The sequence below is a fragment of the Streptomyces sp. NPDC050759 genome, assembly GCF_044456945.1.
GTDB lineage: Bacteria > Actinomycetota > Actinomycetes > Streptomycetales > Streptomycetaceae > Streptomyces.
The window spans coordinates 254,911-275,083 of sequence record NZ_JBITGI010000004.1; the positions used below are offsets into that span (position 1 = coordinate 254,911).

At 70.9% G+C, this 20,173-nt stretch carries 19 protein-coding genes; 10 read left to right on the top strand and 9 right to left on the bottom strand.

Going from position 1 to position 20,173, the window contains the following annotated elements; genetic code table 11:
- Positions 1 to 42: 42 nt before the first annotated feature.
- Positions 43 to 693: a GntR family transcriptional regulator gene (locus ACIBJB_RS14660; RefSeq protein ID WP_069761104.1), complete on the bottom strand. Its 651-nt coding sequence runs from the start codon at positions 691 to 693 to the stop codon at positions 43 to 45.
- A gap of 325 nt (positions 694 to 1,018) precedes the next feature.
- Between ACIBJB_RS14660 and ACIBJB_RS14665 the strand changes: the two genes are divergently transcribed.
- The 3 genes from ACIBJB_RS14665 (at position 1,019) to ACIBJB_RS14675 (ending at position 4,187) form a co-directional block, all read left to right on the top strand.
- The gene (locus ACIBJB_RS14665) at positions 1,019 to 2,062 is read left to right on the top strand and encodes a zinc-binding dehydrogenase (protein ID WP_398930291.1); all 1,044 of its coding nucleotides are present in this window, start codon (positions 1,019 to 1,021) and stop codon (positions 2,060 to 2,062) included.
- 91 nt (positions 2,063 to 2,153) lie between these two features.
- On the top strand, positions 2,154 to 3,632 hold the full coding sequence (locus ACIBJB_RS14670; RefSeq protein ID WP_398930293.1) for an MFS transporter: 1,479 nt from the start codon (positions 2,154 to 2,156) through the stop codon (positions 3,630 to 3,632).
- A 210-nt stretch (positions 3,633 to 3,842) separates the two neighbouring features.
- Entirely contained in the window at positions 3,843 to 4,187 is a 345-nt protein-coding gene (locus ACIBJB_RS14675) for a cupin domain-containing protein (protein WP_398930295.1), read from the top strand.
- On the opposite strand, the gene ACIBJB_RS14680 is transcribed toward ACIBJB_RS14675, so the two are convergent.
- Positions 4,177 to 5,181 carry a LacI family DNA-binding transcriptional regulator gene (locus ACIBJB_RS14680; protein ID WP_398930297.1) on the bottom strand — a complete coding sequence of 335 codons (1,005 nt, stop codon included), beginning with the start codon at positions 5,179 to 5,181 and terminating at the stop codon, positions 4,177 to 4,179. The two genes, ACIBJB_RS14675 and ACIBJB_RS14680, sit on opposite strands and share 11 nt — an antisense overlap.
- A gap of 113 nt (positions 5,182 to 5,294) precedes the next feature.
- Here ACIBJB_RS14680 and ACIBJB_RS14685 point away from each other — a divergent pair, with 113 nt between their 5' ends.
- From ACIBJB_RS14685 to ACIBJB_RS14695, 3 genes are read left to right on the top strand one after another with little or no spacing between them, the layout of a single operon-like run.
- Positions 5,295 to 6,449, top strand: coding sequence for a Gfo/Idh/MocA family protein (locus tag ACIBJB_RS14685; RefSeq protein ID WP_398930299.1), 1,155 nt, complete (start codon positions 5,295 to 5,297; stop codon positions 6,447 to 6,449).
- Positions 6,446 to 7,438 (top strand): Gfo/Idh/MocA family oxidoreductase, encoded by a 993-nt coding sequence (locus ACIBJB_RS14690; protein ID WP_398930301.1) that lies wholly within the window; start codon positions 6,446 to 6,448, stop codon positions 7,436 to 7,438. The genes ACIBJB_RS14685 and ACIBJB_RS14690 overlap by 4 nt, the downstream gene beginning before the upstream one ends.
- Before the next feature lie 8 nt (positions 7,439 to 7,446).
- Positions 7,447 to 8,496 carry a Gfo/Idh/MocA family protein gene (locus tag ACIBJB_RS14695; RefSeq protein WP_398930303.1) on the top strand — a complete coding sequence of 350 codons (1,050 nt, stop codon included), beginning with the start codon at positions 7,447 to 7,449 and terminating at the stop codon, positions 8,494 to 8,496.
- A 12-nt stretch (positions 8,497 to 8,508) separates the two neighbouring features.
- On the opposite strand, the gene ACIBJB_RS14700 is transcribed toward ACIBJB_RS14695, so the two are convergent.
- Entirely contained in the window at positions 8,509 to 9,528 is a 1,020-nt protein-coding gene (locus tag ACIBJB_RS14700) for a LacI family DNA-binding transcriptional regulator (protein ID WP_398930305.1), read from the bottom strand.
- Between the two features lie 107 nt (positions 9,529 to 9,635).
- Here ACIBJB_RS14700 and ACIBJB_RS14705 point away from each other — a divergent pair, with 107 nt between their 5' ends.
- The 4 genes from ACIBJB_RS14705 to ACIBJB_RS14720 all read left to right on the top strand — a co-directional run bounded on the left by ACIBJB_RS14705 (position 9,636) and on the right by ACIBJB_RS14720 (position 13,875).
- Positions 9,636 to 10,802: a phytanoyl-CoA dioxygenase family protein gene (locus tag ACIBJB_RS14705; protein ID WP_398930307.1), complete on the top strand. Its 1,167-nt coding sequence runs from the start codon at positions 9,636 to 9,638 to the stop codon at positions 10,800 to 10,802.
- A 37-nt stretch (positions 10,803 to 10,839) separates the two neighbouring features.
- On the top strand, positions 10,840 to 11,616 hold the full coding sequence (locus ACIBJB_RS14710; protein ID WP_398930309.1) for an SDR family oxidoreductase: 777 nt from the start codon (positions 10,840 to 10,842) through the stop codon (positions 11,614 to 11,616).
- A 54-nt stretch (positions 11,617 to 11,670) separates the two neighbouring features.
- Entirely contained in the window at positions 11,671 to 12,675 is a 1,005-nt protein-coding gene (locus ACIBJB_RS14715) for a Gfo/Idh/MocA family oxidoreductase (RefSeq protein ID WP_398930311.1), read from the top strand.
- A gap of 198 nt (positions 12,676 to 12,873) precedes the next feature.
- The gene (locus ACIBJB_RS14720) at positions 12,874 to 13,875 is read left to right on the top strand and encodes a Gfo/Idh/MocA family protein (RefSeq protein ID WP_398930313.1); all 1,002 of its coding nucleotides are present in this window, start codon (positions 12,874 to 12,876) and stop codon (positions 13,873 to 13,875) included.
- Here ACIBJB_RS14720 and ACIBJB_RS14725 read toward each other — a convergent pair.
- The 6 genes from ACIBJB_RS14725 to ACIBJB_RS14750 form a co-directional block, all read right to left on the bottom strand.
- Positions 13,872 to 14,867 (bottom strand): hypothetical protein, encoded by a 996-nt coding sequence (locus tag ACIBJB_RS14725; RefSeq protein ID WP_398930315.1) that lies wholly within the window; start codon positions 14,865 to 14,867, stop codon positions 13,872 to 13,874. The genes ACIBJB_RS14720 and ACIBJB_RS14725 overlap by 4 nt on opposite strands.
- 92 nt (positions 14,868 to 14,959) lie before the next feature.
- Entirely contained in the window at positions 14,960 to 15,979 is a 1,020-nt protein-coding gene (locus ACIBJB_RS14730) for a Gfo/Idh/MocA family protein (RefSeq protein WP_398930317.1), read from the bottom strand.
- 10 nt (positions 15,980 to 15,989) lie between these two features.
- A complete protein-coding gene (locus ACIBJB_RS14735) occupies positions 15,990 to 16,892 on the bottom strand; it encodes a sugar phosphate isomerase/epimerase family protein (protein ID WP_398930319.1) in 903 nt (300 codons plus the stop codon).
- Position 16,893: 1 nt separating this feature from the next.
- A complete protein-coding gene (locus ACIBJB_RS14740) occupies positions 16,894 to 17,811 on the bottom strand; it encodes an ATP-binding cassette domain-containing protein (protein WP_398930321.1) in 918 nt (305 codons plus the stop codon).
- Positions 17,812 to 17,818: 7 nt separating this feature from the next.
- On the bottom strand, positions 17,819 to 18,898 hold the full coding sequence (locus ACIBJB_RS14745) for an ABC transporter permease (RefSeq protein ID WP_398930323.1): 1,080 nt from the start codon (positions 18,896 to 18,898) through the stop codon (positions 17,819 to 17,821).
- Positions 18,898 to 19,917 (bottom strand): sugar ABC transporter substrate-binding protein, encoded by a 1,020-nt coding sequence (locus ACIBJB_RS14750; protein ID WP_398930325.1) that lies wholly within the window; start codon positions 19,915 to 19,917, stop codon positions 18,898 to 18,900. The genes ACIBJB_RS14745 and ACIBJB_RS14750 overlap by 1 nt, the downstream gene beginning before the upstream one ends.
- Positions 19,918 to 20,173: the final 256 nt, after the last annotated feature.

Sequence of the window (20,173 nt, forward strand, 5' to 3'; positions counted from 1 at the left end):
ATCTCCTTGAAGTGGACAGGTTCGCGCCCGCCTCGCGCGGCTTCAGTCGCGCAGCGCCTCGATCACGCTGGTGAGGTGGGCGCGGACGGCCTTCTCGGCCGCCTGCGGGTCCCTGGCCCTGATCGCCTCGATCATCGCCAGATGCTCGTTCAGGGAGTGCTGCGGGCGTCCCGGCCGAAGGGCCAACTGGAAGCGGTGCCGCACCAGTTGGGCGTTCAGCCGCTCCAGCAGATCCACGGCGGTCCGCTGGCCCGAGAACTCCCGCACCCTGGCGTGCAGCTCCTGGTTGAGCTCGGAGTAGGTCATCGGCTCGCCGTCGGCCACGGCCTTGGTCATCGCCGTGCCCAGTTCGGTCAGCTCGGCGAGCTGCTCGTCACTGGCCAGGGTCGCCGCCTTGGCCGCGCACAGCCCTTCGAGGACCATGCGGCACTCGGTGATGGCGACCGCCTCCTCGACGGTCACCACCCGCACCCGGGAACCCCGGTTGCGGATCCGCTCGACGAGGCCCTGGGCCTCCAGATCGATGAGTGCGGCCCGGATGCTGGCCCGTGTCACACCGAACTGCTCGGCGAGCTCGTTCTCCACCAGCCGCTGCGCCGGTGCCATCTCGCCGTGCAGGATCGCCTGCCGCAGCTGCGCGAGCGCATGCTGCTTGGCCTGCTCCCCGGTGCTCGGACGGGCTTCTTTCGGCATCGTTGCCCTCCCTGAGTGAGTGCCTGTCGAACCTAAATCTAGCCAGACAAGATTGTCAACAATTTTGTCTGCCGTATCGCGCACATGGTCCCGCCGGGCGGGGAGGTCGAGCGGGGCCTCGGTGTGGGTCCTGCGGTCGTCCGGGTCGGCGACCCGCACGACGTGCCCGATCCGCTCCAGCTGCCGCAGCTGCCGGGTGACATGGGAGGCCTCAACGGATTATTGATTGCTTGACTCAAGTAACCCCTGCATGCTTGCCTAAGTCAAGCAAGACGACAGCAGACTGGGCACCCCCTCAGCGCCCCTCCCGAAAGTGAGACACCCGATGGCCACGATGAAGTCCGTCCACGCCGTGAAGGGCAAGGTCGACGTGGTGGACGTCGAGCGGCCCGTACCCGGCCCCAAGGACGCCCTGGTGCGGATCCGGGCCTGCGGGATCTGCGGCACGGACACCTTCTTCCTGTACCTGGGCGGCATGCCCTCCGGTGCGGACGGGGCGATGCGGGCCATCCCGCTCGGCCACGAGCCGGCCGGTGAGATCGTCGAGGTGGGCGCCGAGGTGAGAGGTCTCGCGGTCGGCAACCGGGTCGTCGTCAACCCGCAGGGCGCACCCACCGGAATCATCGGCTGCGGCGGCGAACTCGGCGGCATGGACGAGTACTTGCTCATCGAGAACGCCGAGGTCGGCACGAGCGTCGCGATCTTTCCCGAGGACATGCCCTTCGACGTCGCCTCCCTCAACGAGCCGATGGCGGTCGCCCGGCACGCCGTCAACCGCTCCGAGGCGAAGCCCACGGACAAGGTGGTGGTGTTCGGCGCCGGACCGATCGGCCTGGGCGCCACGATCTGGCTGAAGCTGGCCGGGGTCGAACACGTGACCGTGGTCGACGTCATCCCCGAGCGCCTGGAGACCGCGCTGGCGGTCGGCGCCGACGCGATCGTCGACTCCGCCACGGAGGACCTCACGGTCCGGCTGAAGGAACTGCACGGCGAGGCCGCGAACGCGCTCGGGCAGCCGCGGGCCGGCACCGACGTCTACATCGACGCCGCGGGGGCACCGGCGGTCTTCGACGCCGTGATCGCCAACGCCAAGTGGCACGCCAAGCTCGTCATGGTCGCCGTACAGAAGAAGGGCGAGGTCGATCTCGGCGGCATGCTGCGCAGTGAGCTGACGCTCATCGCGTCGCAGGGGTATCCGACGGAGATCTTCGAGGTCACGGCGGAGCTGGTGGAGCACCGGGAGCGGTTCGCGAAGCTGATCAGTCACCGGGTGCCGTTCTCCGAGGTCGGCCGTGCGTTTGAGCTCGCGCTGACTCCCGGGGCCGCGGAGAAGGTCGTCGTCACCTTCGACGAAGCATCACACCTCTGAAAGTGCCCCACCACGCCGTGCGGCGCCCGCGCCTTCGCCGTGGCCGCAAGTGAGTCAAGCAATCCCCAGGTTCCCGACCGGAGGCCCAGCCATGTCCGACGCCCTTGCCCGACCCGCCGAAGCGGGGTCGTCAGCCCCGCCGAAGCCGAACGCCGTGGTGGCGGTCCTGGCCCTGGCCGGAATCGTCGTCTCGCTGATGCAGACCCTGGTCATCCCGATCGTTCCCGAGCTGCCCAAGCTCCTGCACGCGGAGCCCTCCGACACCGCCTGGGCGGTCACCGCCACCCTGCTCGCCGCGTCGGTGGCCACGCCGGTCGTCGGGCGGCTCGGCGACATGTTCGGCAAGCGCCGGATGCTGCTGCTCAGCATCGTGCTGCTGGTCTCCGGTTCGCTGGTGTGCGGCCTGGCCGACTCCCTCGTCCCGATGATCGTCGGACGTGCTCTGCAGGGTCTGGCGGCCGCGGTCGTACCGCTCGGCATCAGCATCATGCGGGACGCGCTGCCGGCCGACCGGCTCGCCGGGTCCACCGCGTTGATGAGCGCCTCGCTCGGTGTCGGTGGCGCGCTGGGGCTGCCCGCCGCCGCGTTCATCGCCGACAACTGGAACTGGCACATCCTGTTCTGGGTCTCGGCCGCTCTCGGTGCCGTCGCCTTCGTCCTCGTCGTGCTGATCGTGCCCGAGTCCAAGGTGCGCGCCGGGGGCCGGTTCGACCTCGTCGGTTCGCTGGGTCTGTCGGCCGGTCTGGTCTCCCTGCTGCTGACCGTGTCCAAGGGCGGTGACTGGGGCTGGACGAGCGGCACCACACTCGCTCTCGGCGCCGCCGCGGTCGTGATCCTGCTGTCCTGGGGCTGGTGGGAACTGCGCAGCCCGCAGCCGCTGGTCGACCTCCGGACCACCGCCAAGCCGCAGGTGCTGTTCACCAACCTCGCCTCGATCGCGCTCGGGGTCTCGATGTTCGCGATGTCCCTGGTGCTCCCGCAGTTGCTCCAGCTGCCCGAGCAGACCGGCTACGGCCTCGGCAGGTCCATGTTGGCCGTCGGCCTGGTGCTGGCCCCGCAGGGTCTGGTGATGATGGCCATGTCCGCCGTCTCCGCGGCCGTCACCAAGGCCAAGGGCCCCAAGGTCACGCTGATGATCGGCGCGCTGATCGTGGCCGCCGGGTACGTGCTCAACATCGTCCTGATGTCGGAGGTCTGGCACCTCGTCCTGGTCTCCTGCGTCATCGGCGCCGGCATCGGCTTCACCTACGGCGCGCTGCCCGCCCTGATCATGGGTGCCGTGGACCCCACCCAGACGGGCGCCGCGAACAGCCTCAACACCTTGATGCGGTCCCTGGGCACCTCCTTCGCCAGCGCTCTCGCCGGGGTGATCCTGGCCCGGATGACCACCGATTTCGGCGGCACCGCGCTGCCCTCGGAGAACGGCTTCAAGGTCGTCATGGCGATCGGGGCGGGGGCGGCGCTGCTCGCCTTCGCCGTAGCGACCTTCATCCCCCGCCAGCGGCACGCCACCGCGCAGCCCCCGGCCGACGGACCGACGAGGCCGGCGGAGATCGGCGCCAAGGCGTAAGCCGGGTTCTGTACCGGCTGACGGGCCGTCGCTCCCTGGTGGGGGCGGCGGCCGCTCGGCGTGGGCGTGGGGCGCGCCCGATCGCGGGACGATGACCGCTCAGGCATTCAGGAGGTGCCGCCAGTTCGCGACGGAGTGTCCCTCCACCTGCGCCGACACTCCACACTCTGTCGACACACGGGCCGGGAACGACCTCGCTAGGGTCGCACCATGGACCACAGCTTCGTACTCCACATCCCCGACGCCGACCTCGAATCCGAGCCGCTCGCGCGGGAGCAGATCGTCTCGGGGACGCCCGAGGTGACCGGAAAGGTGGTCTGGGAGTCGGAGGACGGACGACAGATCCGCGGCATCTGGCAGATCACGCCCGGGGTCGTCACCGACACGGAGGCGGACGAGCTGTTCGTCGTGATCAGCGGGTCGGCGACCATCGAGGTGGAGGACGGGCCGACGCTCACGGTGGGGCCCGGCGACATGGCCGTACTGCGCGCGGGCGACCGTACGACGTGGACCGTGCACGAGACGCTGCGGAAGGCGTACGCGATCAACCTGTGAGCGGGCGCGCCGTCGTCCCCCGGATCTCCAGCACCGGCGCGGCGAGATCCGTGCGCCCCTCTCCCCCACGCCCCTCGAACCGGTCGAGCAGACACCGCGCGGCCCGGCGGCCGACCTCGTGGCTGGCGTTGTCGACGGTGGTGAGCCAGACGTGGCGGAGCCGGGCGATGCTCGTGTTGTCGTAACCGACGACGGACAGGTCGCGCGGGACGCTCAGGCCGAGTTCCTCCGCGGCCGACACCGCGCCGATCGCGGCGATGTCGTTGAAGGCGAAGACGGCCGTCGGCCGGTCGGGGCGGCTCAGCAGCCGGACCGTCGTGCGGTAGCCGCCCTCCTCGGTCATGTCACTCGCCTCGACGACCGCCTCCTGCGCGAGGCCGTGCGCCCGCATCGTCGCCTCGAAGCTGCGCCGGCGCAGCTCGCCGACCGCCCCGTACCCCGCGATGTGCGCGACACGCCGGTGGCCGAGACCGATCAGGTGCTCGGTGACCAGGCGGGCGCCGCGCTCGTCGTCGTTGGCGACGACGTCCACCCCCGGCAGCCCGGGCTCCCGCGCGCCCGCCACGACCACCGGGAGCCGCTCGGCCACCGCCCCGAGCGCGGCGGCCTCGGGCAGCGTGCCGACCACGACCAGGCCGTCCACCCCGAGGTCCAGGAAGGGACCGGCCGGATCCTGTCCGGTACGGCGGTTGAGACGGGCGTCGGCCAGGAGCATGCGCAGGCCGTTGTCGTGGAGCAGGGAGTTCAGACCGTCGAGCAGGTCCACGAACCAGGGGTTGCGCAGGTCGTTCAGGAGGACGCCGACCGTGCGGGTGCGCTGTTCGCTGAGGCTGCGGGCGGCGGCGTTCGGACGGTAGCCGAGCTCGCGCACGGCCCGCAGCACGGCCTCCCGCTTCTCCGGGCGCACCTGGTCGGAGCCCCGCAGCACGAGCGAGACCAGCGACTTCGAGACACCGGCCCGGTCGGCCACATCACGGATCGTCGGCGGTCTCATGACATGGACCGTTCCATGGGGCGGTGCGGCTTGTCAAAGGGTTGACAGGCAGGGAAGACGGCACCCAAGGTGACCTGGACAGGAAATGGACCGGTCCAAAGAGGTGCTCCCCCATGGTCGATACGCTCGGTGTCGCCGTCGTCGGATTCGGCTGGATGGGGCGGGTGCACACCCAGGCCTACGCCCGTGTCCCGCACCACTACCCCGGGCTCCCGTTGCGCGCCGAACTGGTGACCGTCGCCGAGGACGTGCCGGGACGGGCCGAGGAGGCGGCCGCGCAGTTCGGGTTCGCCTCGGCGACCCGCGACTGGCGCGAGGTCGCCGCCGACCCGCGCGTCCAGGCCGTCAGCATCACCGCGCCCAACTTCCTGCACCGCGAGATCGGCGTCGCGATGGCCGGGGCCGGCAAGCACATCTGGATCGAGAAGCCGGTCGGCCTCAGCGCCGAGGACGCCCGTGCGGTGGCCGACGCGGTGGCCGGGACCGGCGTGCGGAGCGCGGTCGGCTTCAACTACCGCAACGCGCCCGCCGTCGAGACCGCCCGCGAGCTGATCGCCTCCGGGGAGATCGGCACGGTCACCCATGTCCGCGTCCGGCTCTTCAGCGACTACGCCGCCCACCCGCAGGGCGCCTTGACCTGGCGTTACGAGCGTGAACGCGGCGGCAGCGGAGTGCTCGGTGACCTCGCCTCGCACGGCGCCGACCTGGCCCGCTTCCTGCTCGGCGACATCGCCTCCCTCACGGCCGACACCGCGATCTTCGTGCCCGAGCGCGCCCGCCCCACCGGAGCCACCGCCGGACACACCCTGGCGACCGGGGAGCTCGGGCCCGTCGAGAACGAGGACTACGTCAACTGCCTGCTGCGTTTCGCCTCCGGTGCCCGTGGCGTCCTGGAGGCCTGCCGGGTCTCGGTCGGCGAGCAGAACAACTACGGCTTCGAGGTGCACGGCACGAAGGGCGCGGTGTTCTGGGACTTCCGCCGCATGGGTGAGCTGGGCATCAGCCGCGGCACCGGCTACCAGGACCAGCCCGTCAGCACGGTGTATGTCGGCCCGGGCGACGGTGAGTTCGGCGCCTTCCAGCCGGGCGCGGCCAACGCCATGGGCTACGACGATCTCAAGGTCGTGGAGGCGTACCGCTTCCTGCGTTCGGTCGCCGAGGGCACGTCGTACGGGGCCACGGTGGAGGACGCCGTGCACAGCGCCGTCGTACTGGACGCCATGTCCCGGTCCGCGGAAAGCGGTTCCTGGGTGGAGGTGTCGGCATGACGGTGCGGGTGGGGGTGATCGGGGCCGGGGTGATGGGTGCCGATCATGTGCGGCTGCTGCACGGGTTCGTGTCGTCGGCCGAGGTCGTGGCGGTGGCGGATGTCGACGGGGCGCGAGCGGAGGCCGTCGCGTCCGGGGTGCCGGGGGCGGTCGTCAGCCCCGACGCGTGGGCGCTGATCGCCGATTCCCGCGTGGACGCCGTCGTGGTCGCCTCGCACGACTCCACCCACGCGGAGCTGACCGTGGCCGCCGTGCGCGCCGGGAAGCCGGTGCTGTGCGAGAAGCCGCTGGCGCCGACGGTCGCCGAGTGCGTCGAGGTCGTGCGTGAGGACGACAAGGCGGGCGGCGGGCTCGTGTCGGTGGGGTTCATGCGGCGGTTCGACCCGGCGTACGTCGCGCTGAAGGCCGCGCTGGGAGAGGGCCGGTGCGGTCGGCCCAGGGTGGTGCACTGTGTGAGCCGGGGTGTGACCTCGGCACCGGGCGCGGTCAGCGAGTTCAGCGTCACCGGGTCGTCGATCCACGAGTTCGACGTCGTGCCGTGGCTGCTGGACTCGCCCGTCACCGCGGTGTCCTGGCACGCGCCCGAGGGCGAGTCCGCTCCCGGTCTGCGTGACCCCCAGGTGATGCTGCTGCACACGGCCGACGGCACGCTCACCACCCTCGAGACCTTCCTCAACGCCCGCTACGGGTACGAGGTCCGCTGTGAGATCGCCGGCGAGCGGGGCGCGCTGCGGCTGGCCGATCCCGCACTGGTGGTGACCTCTCTGGAGCGGAACCGGTCCACCGGATATCCGGCCGACTGGCGGCCCCGGTTCGCCGAGGCCTACCGGCTGGAGCTGCAGGCGTGGATCGACGCGGTCGTGGCCGGACGGCCCTCGCCGCTGGCCTCCGCGCGTGCGGGGCTGACCGCGTCCGCGGTCGCCGAGGCGGTGATCGCCTCGATGCGGGACGGCGGCCGGACCGTGCCCGTGTCCGCACCGGCCGTGTGAGGCGTACCGTGACGACACTTCCCGCGCCCCGCACCCCCGCCCCCATGGCCGCACCCGCCCTCAACTGGGGTGTCCTCGGAACCGGTTGGATCGCCGAGCGGTTCATCGGTTCGGTCCAGCGGCACACCCGGCAGCGGTTCACCGCCGTGGCTTCGCGCGATGCCGCCCGGGCGGAGGAGTTCGCCGCCCGGCACGGGATCACGCGCGGATACGGCTCGTACGAGGAGCTGGTGGCCGCCGCCGACGTCGATGTCGTGTACGTCGCCACCGAGCACACCGCCCATCTCGCCTGCGCACGACTGGCGTTGGAGGCCGGCAAGCACGTCCTGGTCGAGAAGCCGCTCGGCCTGAACGCGGCGCAGGGGGCGGAGATCGCCGAACTCGCCGCCTCGCGTGAGCTGTTCTGTGCCGAGGCGTTGTGGTCGTTCTTTCTGCCGCGCTTCGATGTCGTACGGCAGGTGCTCGACTCCGGGATGCTCGGCGAGGTGCGCTCCGTGCTGGCCGACCTGGGTGAGTACTTCGACCCCGCCGGGGGCCATCGCATCCTCCGTGCCGATCTCGCCGGTGGCCCACTGCTCGATCTCGGCACCTATCCGGTGTCGCTGGCCACCTGGGTGCTGGGCCCCGCGGAGAACGTGCAGGCTTCGGGGCAGGCGCACCCCTCGGGGGTGAACGGGCAGATCGGTGCCGTCCTGGACGGGCGGGCCGTCGTGCACACCACGCTGTTCAGTGACACGCCGAGCACGGCGGTGATCGCGGGGACCGAGGGGACCCTCCGGCTCCCGGGGCCCTTCTACCAGCCCGGCGACGTGGTGTTCGGCCCGGCCGGAGGGGGCCCTGCACTGACGTACACCGAACCTCGTACGGGCCACGACGGACTGCACTTCGAGGCCGCCGAGGCAGCTCGCTGCATCCGGGACGGCCTCGTCGAGACGCCGCTGCGACCGCTCACCGACTCGGTCGCCACGCTGCGGGTGATGGACGAGATCAGAAAGCGGTGCGGGATCGTCTTCCCCGGCGAACAGCCGGACCGGACCCGCGACAGGACTGCGACCTAGCAGGGCAGCGACCTAGTACGGCATGTTGTACGGCGTCACCACCTGGATCGCCGAAGGCGTCGTCGGCCCCGCCGGCGGCAGCGCCCCGTGCGCCCGCATCACGATGTGGCACGCCTCCCGCATGTCCTGCCGCAGGTCGTGGTGGAGGACCGCCGACAGGCGGTGTTCGCGCAGCAGCCGGTCGTTGTCGTGGTCCAGGTCGTGGGCCACGAACACCGCGCACTCCCTGCCCAGGTCCTCGAAGGCCCGGAGCGTGGCGATGTTGCCGCCGCCGATGGAGTAGACCGCCCGGATCTCCGGATCCCGCTCCAGGGCGGCCCGGACGAGGTCGTACTGCGTGGCGTCCAGGCCCTGTCCCTCGGCGATCTCCACGACCGCCCGTTCCGGGTGCCGGGTGCGCATGGCGCTGCGGAACCCCATCTCGCGCTCCTCCTCGTTGCGGAAGAAGCCGCTGCTGAGGCTGGTGAGGACGTTGCCGGGGCGGTCGCCGAGCCACTGGCCCATGAGGTAGGCGGCGGTCGTTCCCGCCGCCCGGTTGTCGATGCCGACGTAGGCGAGGCGGGCCGTGGAGGGCAGGTCGGTGACGAGGGTGACCACGGGGATGCCCGCCTCCGCGAGCCGGCCGACGGCGGCCGTGACCTCGGGGACGTCGGGAGCCTTGAGGATCACGCCCTGGGAGCCGCGCCGGGCGATCCGGTCGAGGGTCTTCGTCAGCTCCGCGCCGGGGCCCGTCTCACGGAAGTGGAAACGCGAGCGCAGGACGGCGGGATGCAGCGCGGGCAGCTCGGCCTCCAGGGCCGCACGGACGGCCGTGGAAAAGCGCTCCGGCGTCTGCATCACTATGTCAATCATGAACGTGCGGCCGACCAGCCGGACCTGGGTGCGCTGCCGGTCCAGATCCGTGATCGCCTGGCGGACCTCGCGGGCGGTGTTCTCCCGGACCCCTCCCCTGCCGTTCAGGACCCGGTCGACGGTGGCCTCGCTCAGCCCCGCCTGACGTGCGATTTCCCGGATCGGGTAGGGGTGACCCACGCGTCTGCTCCTTGAGGGGTTTTTGATGGCTGCCTGCTGGTTGTTCGACGCCTTTGTCATGACAAGAATGACAGCGCTGAGTCGCCCCTGTCACCGAGAGGACGCCGATGTCCTTCATCGCCGTACACCGCCGCGCCTGGCTGTCCGAGCAGGACTGCGACCTCGACTCGTTCCGTGCGCTCGTCGAGCGGACGGCCGACCCCGCCGACTACCCGCACGCCGCCGCCGTGGAGCGGAACGTCCTGCTGTACGACGCCGAGCGCGTCCGCGGCGGCGAGGACCGCAGGGAGCTGCAGGAGGAGCTGGTTCGGGCCCTGGCCGACGGCCCCGGGGTCGTGGTCTTCCAGGGGGCGTTCCCCGATCACGCGGTCGTCGACCGGTTCACCGAGGTCTTCGACTCGCTGATCCGCGAGCAGTACGCGGCGGGCACGACCGCGGGCGACCACTTCGCGAAGCCCGGTGCCAACGAGCGGGTGTGGAACGCGCTGGAGAAGGCGGCCCTCTACGACCCGGCGGCGTTCGCCGACTACTACGCCAACCCGGTCCTCGCCCTGGTGTCCGAGGCCTGGCTCGGCCCCGGTTACCAGGTCACCTCGCAGGTCAACGTGGTCAACCCGGGCGGCCTCGCGCAGACCGTGCACCGCGACTACCACCTCGGCTTCCTCTCCGACGAGGTCGCCGCGGCCTATCCGGCGCACGTGCACCGTCTCTCCCCCGTGCTCACGCTCCAGGGCGCCGTCGCGCACTGCGACATGCCGGTGGAGTCGGGGCCGACGCTGTACCTGCCGTTCTCGCAGCTGTTCGAGCCCGGGTATCTGGCGTGGCGGCGGCCGGAGTTCCAGGCGTACTTCAAGGACCACCACGTCCAGCTGCCGCTCGCGAAGGGCGACGCCGTCTTCTTCAACCCGGCGCTGTTCCACGCGGCCGGGACCAACCGCACCACCGGCGTGCGGCGCATGGCCAATCTCCTGCAGGTGTCCTCGGCCTTCGGGCGTGCCATGGAGACCGTGGACCGGGAGGCGGTGTCGAACGCCGTCTACCCGGCGCTGCTGCGCCGCAAGACGGACGGCGCCGACGCACAGTGGCTGGACAACGTGATCGCCGCGAGCGCCGAGGGCTACCCCTTCCCCACCAATCTCGACAGCGACCCTCCGGTCGACGGACTCGCCCCGCCCTCCCAGGCGGACCTCGTACGACGGGCCCTCGCCGAGGGCTGGACGCCGCGCACGCTCAGAGACGAACTGCGGGCGGGCGCCGAGCGGCGCACGAGCTGACTCGGCGCCGCACAAGCTGAAAGGTACTGGCACATTCATGGGACTTCTCGACGACAAGGTCGTCCTCGTCAACGGCGGCAGCCAGGGCGTCGGTGCCGCCATCGCCCGGGCCGCCGTCCGCGAGGGCGCGGTCCTGGCCGTGACCGGCCGCCGGCCCGAGCCCGGTGCGGCGCTGGTGGCGGAGCTGGAGGCGGCCGGCGGCAAGGCGCTGTTCGTCCGCGCCGACCTCGCCGACGCCGAGCAGGCCAGGGCGTCCGTCACCCGGGTCGTCGAGGCGTACGGCCGGGTCGACTGCCTGGTGAACTCGGCCGGGCTCACCTCCCGGGGCACGCTCCTCGACACCACGCCGGAGCTGTTCGACCAGCACATCGCGATCAACCTCAAGGCACCCTTCTTCGCCATGCAGGCGGCGGTGGCGGACATGGTCGGCCGCAAGGCGCCCGGCACGGTGGTCAACATCATCACGTCCTCGGCGCACGGCGGGCAGCCGTTCCTCGCGCCCTACGTCGCCGCGAAGGCCGGCCTGATCGGCCTGACCCGGAACGCGGCGCACGCCCACCGCTGGGACCGGGTGCGGATCAACGGCCTCAACATCGGCTGGACGGCGACCGAGGGCGAGGACGCCACCCAGAAGACCTTCCACGGCGCCGGCGACGACTGGCGTGAGGAGGCCGCCGCCAAGCTCCCGATGGGCAAGCTCGGACAGCCCGACGAGATCGCCGACTTCGTGGTCCTCCTGCTGTCCGACCGGTCGGGCGTGGTGACCGGTTCGGTGATCGACTGGGACCAGAACGTCCTCGGCGGCCTCGACTGACCTCCCCTTGAAAGACACCGCTCGCACGAAACACCCTCAAGGAGCTGCACCCTCATGCGCATCGGAATCCTCGGCCTCGGCCGCATCGGCGCCTTCCACGCCGAGACTCTCTCCGGACTCGACGCCGTCGAGTCACTCGTGCTCACCGACCCCTTCGCGGAGGCCGCCAAGTCCGCCGCGGAGCGGTTCGGCGGCGAGGTCGTGGACTCGCCCGAGGCCCTGCTGGCCGCCGGCGTGGACGGCATCGTGGTCGCGGCGGCGACGGACGCGCACCCCAAGCTGATCCTGGCCGGAGTGGAGGCCGGCATCCCCGTCTTCTGCGAGAAGCCCGTCGCCAAGCACATGAGTGAGGGCGTCGAGGTCCTCAGGGCCGTCGAGGGCAGCGACGTGCCGATCCAGATCGGCTACAACCGCCGCTTCGACACCGGATTCGTCAACGCCCGGAACGCCGTGCAGAGCGGCGAGCTGGGCAAGCTGCACACCGTGCGCTCGACCACGCTGGACCCGGCTCCGCCGCCGGCCGCGTACATCGCCGCCTCCGGGGGCATCTTCCGGGACTGCTCGGTGCACGACTTCGACATCATCCGCTGGGTCACCGGTCGCGAGGTCGTCGAGGTGTACGCCGTCGGCGGCAACCGGGGCGCCGAGTACATCAAGGAGGCGGGCGACGCCGACACCACCGGCGCGATCCTCACCCTCGACGATGGCACGATCGCGGTGGTCTCCAACTCCCGCCACAACGCCCGGGGTTACGACGTCCGCATGGAGATCCACGGCTTCACGGACTCCATCGCCGTCGGCCTGGAGGACAAGCTCCCGCTGCGCTCGGTCGAGCCCGGCGTGACCTTCCCGGCGGGTACCCCGCACGACTTCTTCATGGACCGCTTCACGGCCGCCTACCGCGCCGAACTCACCGCGTTCACCGAGGTCGTGGCCGGCACCCGGCCCTCGCCGTGCACCATCGCGGACGCCCTGGAGGCGGGCTGGATCGCCGAGGCATGCACGTTGTCGCTGCACGAGCACCGCCCGGTGACGATCGCCGAGGTCCGCTCCGCCTGAGTCGCCGCCCGCGCACCGGGTGCCCCGGGCCACGGGAGGCGCCGACCGCCGGGGCCCCGGTTCACCACGAACCGTGGCCGACGTGCGCGCTGGAACGAGCGGCCTGGTCCTGGCCCCCGCCCGAGATCTCCCGCCCGTGCGGGGCACACTGATCCGGCAGGATCCCCGTCCTGCCGCCGTCGAGGAGGAACCGCGGACATGAGCGAACCGCTGCGCATCGGAGTACTGGGAGCCGCGCGGATCAGCGGCGCCTCGCTGATCGGCCCGGCCCGGGCGACCGGTCACCGGGTCGTCGCGGTGGCCGCACGGGACCGGTCCCGCGCCGAGGCCTACGCGGCCGAGCACGGTGTGGAGCGGGTGGCGGGGTCGTACGCCGAGCTGATCGCCGACCCCGAGGTGGAGGTCGTCTACAACCCGCTCGCCAACGGTCTGCACGGGCCGTGGAACCTCGCGGCGCTCGCCGCCGGCAAGCATGTGCTGAGCGAGAAGCCGTCGGCGAGCAACGCCGAGGAGGCCGCGGAGGTGCGGGAGGCGGCCGCGAAGGCCGGCACGGTCTTCATGGAGGCCTTCCACTACCTCTTCCACCCGGTCACCCGGCGGCTCCACGAGATCCTCGGGAGCGGTGAGATCGGCGAACTGCGGCACGTGGAGGCCTTGGTGGCCATCCCCGCGCCCCCGGACACCGACCCGCGCTGGTCGCTGCCGCTGGCCGGCGGCGCGCTGATGGATCTCGGCTGCTACAGCCTGCACGCGCTGCGCATGCTGGCCCCGTGGGCGGGCGGCGCACCCCGGCTGGTGTCCGCGCGGGGCGAGCAGAGGGCGGGGGCGCCCGGCGTCGACGAGTGGCTCGACGCCGACCTGGCGTTCCCCGGCGGTGCGACCGGGTCGGCCCGCTGCCACATGGCGTACGACCAGCTGGAGATGAGCTGCCGGATCATCGGTTCGCGCGGCGAGGTCCTCGCGCCGAACTTCGTGCTGCCGCACCGGGACGACCGGGTCGTGGTGCGCACCGGAGACGGCGAGCGCACCGAGCGGCTCGGCACGCGGTCGTCGTACACCTACCAGCTGGAGGCGTTCGCGGACCGGGTGCGCGGGGGCGCCCCGCTGCCGCTGGACGCGGACGACGCGGTGACGACGATGACGCTGATCGACGAGGCCTACCGGGCGGCCGGGTTCGAGCCGCGGCCGCGCACGTCCTAGCCGTCGCGCAGCTCGGCCAGTTCACGCCGGGTGATCGACTCCTTGTCCGTCTGGCCCAGTTCACCGAGTACATCGGCCAGGCAGTCCAGCGCCGAGGTCAACTCGCCCCCGCCGTGCGGCTTGCGGGCCTCGGCCACCGCCTCCACAGCGCAGACGCGGGCCTCGGCCGGGTCCCCGGTGGCGGTGTGGCAGCGGGCGAGATCGATCAGGAGCCGTACCCGCAAGGGCAGAACGATCTCGGGAACGGCCCACGCGAGGGGCCCCCGCAGCGCCTCACGGGCCTCGGGGCCCACGCCCAGCGCGTCCCCGTACCGCCCCAACACCCTCAGCACACCAACCAGTTCGGCGAGCACCTGCGGACGCACCAGCTCGACGTGCGCCAGCTCCCGGAGCGACATGGCGGCCAGGAGCGCGGCACACTCCTCGTAGACGGCCACGGACTCCTCGCTGCGGCCGACCGCGGCGAGCAGCATCCCGTACGTCCGCAGGGCGCCGGGCAGGCTGCCGAGCACCCGGTCCCTGCGGTCGGGGGCGGACAGCCGGCGGTACGCCTCCACGCACGCCTGTGCCACTGGAACGGCCTCCTCGGTCCGGCCGACACCCGCGAGCGCCTGCGCCCGCACGTCCCCGACGAAGGCGGTCAGCGCCCAGGACGCCTCGCCCGGTACAGCGGTCGCCGCCGTGCACGCCTCCTCGAAGCGGCCGGACAGCAGCAACGCGTGGGCGCGCAGCGCCAGGGCACGGCTCAGCCCCTCCGTGTCGGCCGTCCCGCGGTAGGCCTCGACCGCCTCCTCGGCCCACGCCAGCCGTTGCGCGGGCGACGGCGGCGGCAGCCCCGCCCAGGAAGGCGTGACGCAGTGCGACAGCACGGCCCCCAGCAGCGGTCCGCCCTTCTCCGGCGACAGCCTGGCCGCCGCGCGCGGCAACGGCAGCAGTATCCGTACGAGTCCCATGCGCACCCCCTCGCCGCCCGCCGAGGACAGCCGCGCCATGGTGGCACAGGAGGTCACGCCGATGCCGCGATTCACCGAGCACGTAGCGAGCACGGGGGAACTTCGCCGAACTCCCCCTGTACGGCGCGAAGTCAGCCGTACAGAGCGGGCCGTTCCACGAGGTCCACGGTCATCCGGCCGCCCTCGTTCAGCGACCTCACGCCCGCCTCGCACACGGCGGCCGCCGCGTAGCCGTCCCACACGCTGGGCCCGGTGACCTCGCCGTGGCGGGTGGCGTCGACCCAGGCCTGGACCTCACGGTCGTAGGCGTCGGCGAAGCGTTCGACGAAGTCCTGGGCGATGGTGCCGCCCCAGCGTCCCGCCATGTTGGTGACCATGGCGTGGCCGTCGCCGACGCGGGCGGTGCCGCGTTCGCAGACCGCCTCGGCCTGGACCTGGTAGCCGAAGCCGCAGTTGACGAAGATCTCGACGTCGGCGAGGGCGCCGCCGTCGGTCTCGAAGACGACGAACTGCGGGTCCTGGAGGTCGTCGGGGGCGTTCGCGGACGGCGTCGGGCGCAGCACCGTGACCGCGGTGATCTCGTGTCCGAGGAGCCAGCGGGTCACGTCGGTCTCGTGGGCCACGGAGTCGCTGATCAGCATGGAGCTGGTGAAGAAGGGCGGGCTCGCGGCGTTGCGGTGCCGGTTGTGCAGCATGAGCGGCCGCCCCAACTGGCCTGTCTCCAGCAGGGACTTGAGCTTCATGTACTCGGTGTCGTAGCGCCGCATGAAGCCGACCTGGGCACGTCTGCGGCCCAGTCGCTGCTCGGCCTCCATGACGCGCAGTGCGGAGGCCGCGTCGGGGGTGAGCGGCTTCTCGCACAGCACCGGCAGGTCGTGCTCGAAGGCCTGCAGGAGTGCCGCCTCGTGGGCGGGGCCCGGCGAGGCGATCAGGACGGCGTCGACATCGGCCGCCGCCATCGCGGAGGCCGGGTCGGTGTAGGCGGTGCAGCCGTCGACGCGGGCGGCGATCTGCTTGGCGCGTTCCGCGTCGACATCCACGACGGCACTCACCCGGGCGCCGCTGATGACCTCATGGATACGGCGGACGTGGTCGGCGCCCATCTTGCCGGTGCCGATGACGGCGACGCCGAGGGGGGCTCGCTCGGTCATGGTCATCCCTTCAGGCGCCGCAGGACCTCAGGAACTTACGGGTGCGCACCGCGATCGGCAGCGGCCTGTCCGGCTCGCACGGATACATGTCCTGCTCGACGATGGCGAACAGCTCCACGCCGAGCTTCTGCGCCGCCACCAGGACCGGCTCCAACTCGGGTACGCCGGACGGGGGTTCGCACATCACTCCGCGCTGGACGGCCGGGCCGAACGGCACCTCGTTCTTCACGACGTCCGCGAGGATCCCCGGGTCGACCTGCTTGAGGTGCAGATAGCCGATGCGCTCGCCGTACGTCTCGATGAGCTTGACGCTGTCGCCGCCGCAGTAGGCGTAGTGCCCGGTGTCCAGACAGAGGTTGACGAGCTCGGAGTCCGTCGAGTCCAGGAAGTGCTCGACGTGGTCCTCGGTGTCGAGGTGGGTGTCGGCGTGCGGGTGGACGACGAGGTCCAGGCCGTACGCCTCCTTCACCTCGTGGCCGAGTCGTTCCATGCCCTTGGTCAGGTGCGCCCACTGCTCGTGGGTCAGCTCCGGCGGCTCGAGGATCTCGGCGGTCTTGTCGTCGCGCCAGAAGGACGGGATGACGACGAGATGCCCGGCCCCCATGGCCTGGGCGAGCGCGGCGACCTGGCTGACGTGCTCCCAGGTCGACTCCCACACCGAGGGGCCGCGGTGCAGCCCGGTGAAGACCGTGCCCGCCGAGACCTTGAGGTCGCGCCGGGCGATCTCGTCGGTCAGCCGGGCCGGGTCGGTCGGCAGATAGCCGTACGGCCCCAGCTCGATCCAGGAGTAGCCGGCCTCGGCGACCTCGTCCAGGAAGCGTTCCCACGGCACCTGCACCGGATCGTCGGGGAACCAGACGCCCCAGGAGTCCGGGGCCGAACCGACGCGGATACGGTCGAGTGGGGCCGTCATCTCAGGACTTCCCCTCGCCGGTGGCGGCCACGGGTGCGGTGAGGTCCTGCTCCTCGGGGAGGGCTTCGGTGTCGACACCGCGGACCTGGCTCAACTCGTGCTTGAGGGCGGCGAGTTCGGCGCCGCCGGCCATGTGGTTGGTGAGCTCCTCCAGGGTGATCTGGTCGCGGGCGGCGGACAGCTCCATGGTGCCCAGGCGCAGCACGCTGAAGTGGTCGCCGACCATGTAGGCGTGGTGCGGGTTGTGGGTGATGAAGATGACCCCAAGACCCCGGTCCCGCGCCGCGGCCACGTACTTCAGCACCACACCGGACTGCTTCACACCCAGCGCGGCGGTCGGCTCGTCCAGGATCAGCACGCGGGCGCCGAAGTAGACGGCGCGGGCGATGGCAACGCACTGGCGCTGGCCGCCGGAGAGGGTGCCGATGGGCTGTTCGAGGTCGTCCAGGACGATGCCCATCTGGCGCAGCTCGTGGTCGGCGGTCTTCTTCATCTGCTCGATGTCCAGACGGCGGACCGGCCAGGGGCCCTTGGTCATCTCGGAGCCGAGGAAGAAGTTGCGCCACACCGGCATCAGCGGGACCACGGCCAGGTCCTGGTAGACGGTCGCGATGCCCTTGTCCAACGCCTCGCGCGGGGTGGAGAAGCGCACCGGGGCGCCGTCGACGAGGAACTCGCCCTCGGTGTGCTGGTGCAGGCCGGAGATGATTTTGATGAGGGTGGACTTGCCGGCGCCGTTGTCGCCCAGCACACAGGTCACCTGGCTGGGGTGCACCTTCAGGCTGACCCCGTGCAGGGCGCGGATGTTGCCGTAGGACTTGCCCGCGTTGCGCAGCTCGACGATCGTCCCGTCACCGTTGGCAGGGTCGGGGGCGTCGGTGAGGATGGCGCCGTGGGTGCCGGATTCTTCAGTGGTCATAGCGCATTTACCTCCGGGTCGCGGTGCGGCTGACCCACAGATTGATCAGGACGGCGCCGAGCAGCATCACGCCGAGGAAGGCCTTGAACCAGTCCGGGTTCCAGTTGGCGTAGACGATGCCCTGCTGGACCATGCCGAACATGAACGCGCCGAAGACCGGGCCGATCGCCGAGCCCGCGCCGCCGGTCAGCAGACAGCCGCCGATCACCGCCGCGGAGATGTAGATCAGTTCCTGCCCGACGCCCTCGCCGGACTGCACGGTGTTGAAGGAGAACAGGTTGTGCATGCCGACGAACCAGGCCGCGAAGCCGACCAGCATGAACAGGGAGATCTTCGTGAAGGTGACCGGCACGCCCACCGCCCGCGCGGAGTCCTTGTTGCCGCCCACCGCGAAGATCCAGTTGCCGTACCGGGTGCGCAGCAGCACCCAGGTGGCGAGCGCGGCGAACACCAGCCAGTACACAATCGTGATCTTTATCTGGACGCCGCCCACGTCGAAGGAGCTCGCGAAGACCTTCTTGGCCTGGTCGAAGCCGTCCATGTCACTGATGTCGTCGGTGGCCACATTCCCGGTCACCAGCTTGGTCACCGCCAGGTTGACGCCCTGCAGGATCAGGAACGTGCCCAGCGTGATCAGGAAGCTGGGCAGGCCCGTGCGGACCACCAGCCAGCCGTTGAGGAACCCGATCGCCAGCGCCACCAGCAGCGCCACCACGATGCCCGCCCACACGTTCAACGTCAGCTGGAAGGCGAACATGCTCGCGGTCAGCGCCGAGGTGATCACCGCGACACCCGACGACAGGTCGAACTCCCCGCCGATCATCAAAAGCGCCACCGGCAACGCCATGATCCCGATGGTGGAGGACTGATACAGGATGTTCGCCATCGAACTGCCGTCCCGCACCGGCGGCGCGGCGACCAGGAAGAAGATCCACACCGCCACCGCGCCCAGGAACACCCCGACCTCGGGGCGCGCCAGCAGGCGCAGCGCGAGCGGTCGTTCCGCGGTCCGGCCGTCCGTGACCTTGCCCGGGCCGGAGGCCGGCGGTGTCGTCACCGCCGGCTCGGCATGCTGGGTCATACCCATCACCTGGTGCCCTTCGCAGCGAACTTGGCCACGGTCTCGACGTTCGACTTGTCCACGAAGGCCGGACCGGTCAGCACCGGCTGCTCGCCACCGCCCATGTAGTTGCCGTTGTTCTTGTAGAGCCACAGCGAGTCGATGGCCAGGTAGCCCTGCAGGTAGGGCTGCTGGTCGACGGCGAACGCGATGGTGCCCTTGCTGATGGCGGTCGTCAGGTCCTTGTTGAGGTCGAACGTGGCGACCTTGGCCTTGCTCCCGGCCTCGGACCCCGCCTGCGCCGCGGTCAGCGCGATGGGAGCGCCCAGGGCGACGACGTAGTCGATCGACTTGTCCTGGCTGAGCTTGGCGGTGATCGTCGACTTCACGGACGGCATGTCGGCGCCGTTGACGTTCAGCGTCTGGAACTTGCCGGTGAAGGTCTTCTTGACACCGTCACAGCGCTGGGTGAGGCCGATGTTGCCCTGCTCCTGGATGACACAGACGGTGCTCTTGGCGCCCTCCTCGTTCAGCCGCTTGCCGAGCGCCTCACCGGCCACGGTCTCGTCCTGACCGAAGAACTCCATCAGGCCGAGCTTCTGCCATTCGCTGACACCGGAGTTGAGGCCGACGACGGGTATGTTCGCCGCCTTCGCCTTGGCGACGACGTCCTTGAGGGCGTCCGGCTTGGCGAGGGTGATGGCGATGCCGTCGACCTTCTGGTCGATGGCGTTCTGCACCAGGTTGGCCTGGCCGCCCGCGCTCGGGTCGGCCGAGTAGACCAGCTTGACGTTGTCCTTGGCGGCGGCGGCCTGGGCGCCCTTGCGGACGATGTCCCAGAAGGTGTCGCCGGGCGACTGGTGGGTCACCAGCGCGATGGTCATCCGGGGGGTGGTGGCCTTGCCCGCGGAGGCGCCGTCCGCGCTCTCCTCGGACTTCTTGCCGCCGGAGCTGCTGGAGCAGCCGGCGAGCGTCAGGGCCGCGGCCGCAGCCAGGGCCACGGCGGGAGCGAATCTCCGCGAACGGGAGAGAGAAGAGCGGTCCATCTTTCCTTGCACCTCACTGTGCGACGGGGAGAACGTCGGGAAAGGGGGCGGGATCTACGAAAACGCGCCAACTTGCGTTGGGACGGGATCCAACTCCCCTGGCGCGGCCGCTGTCAATACTTTGTTAAGACATCATTTCACAAGCAGGTCCGAATGTAAGTACAAACTATTGACAGCAATGCCCTTCGAGTCCTACACCTGGGATGCAACGGGCCCGGAGGGCCTCGCATCCCCAGTGCCGGATCGAGGAGCGTCG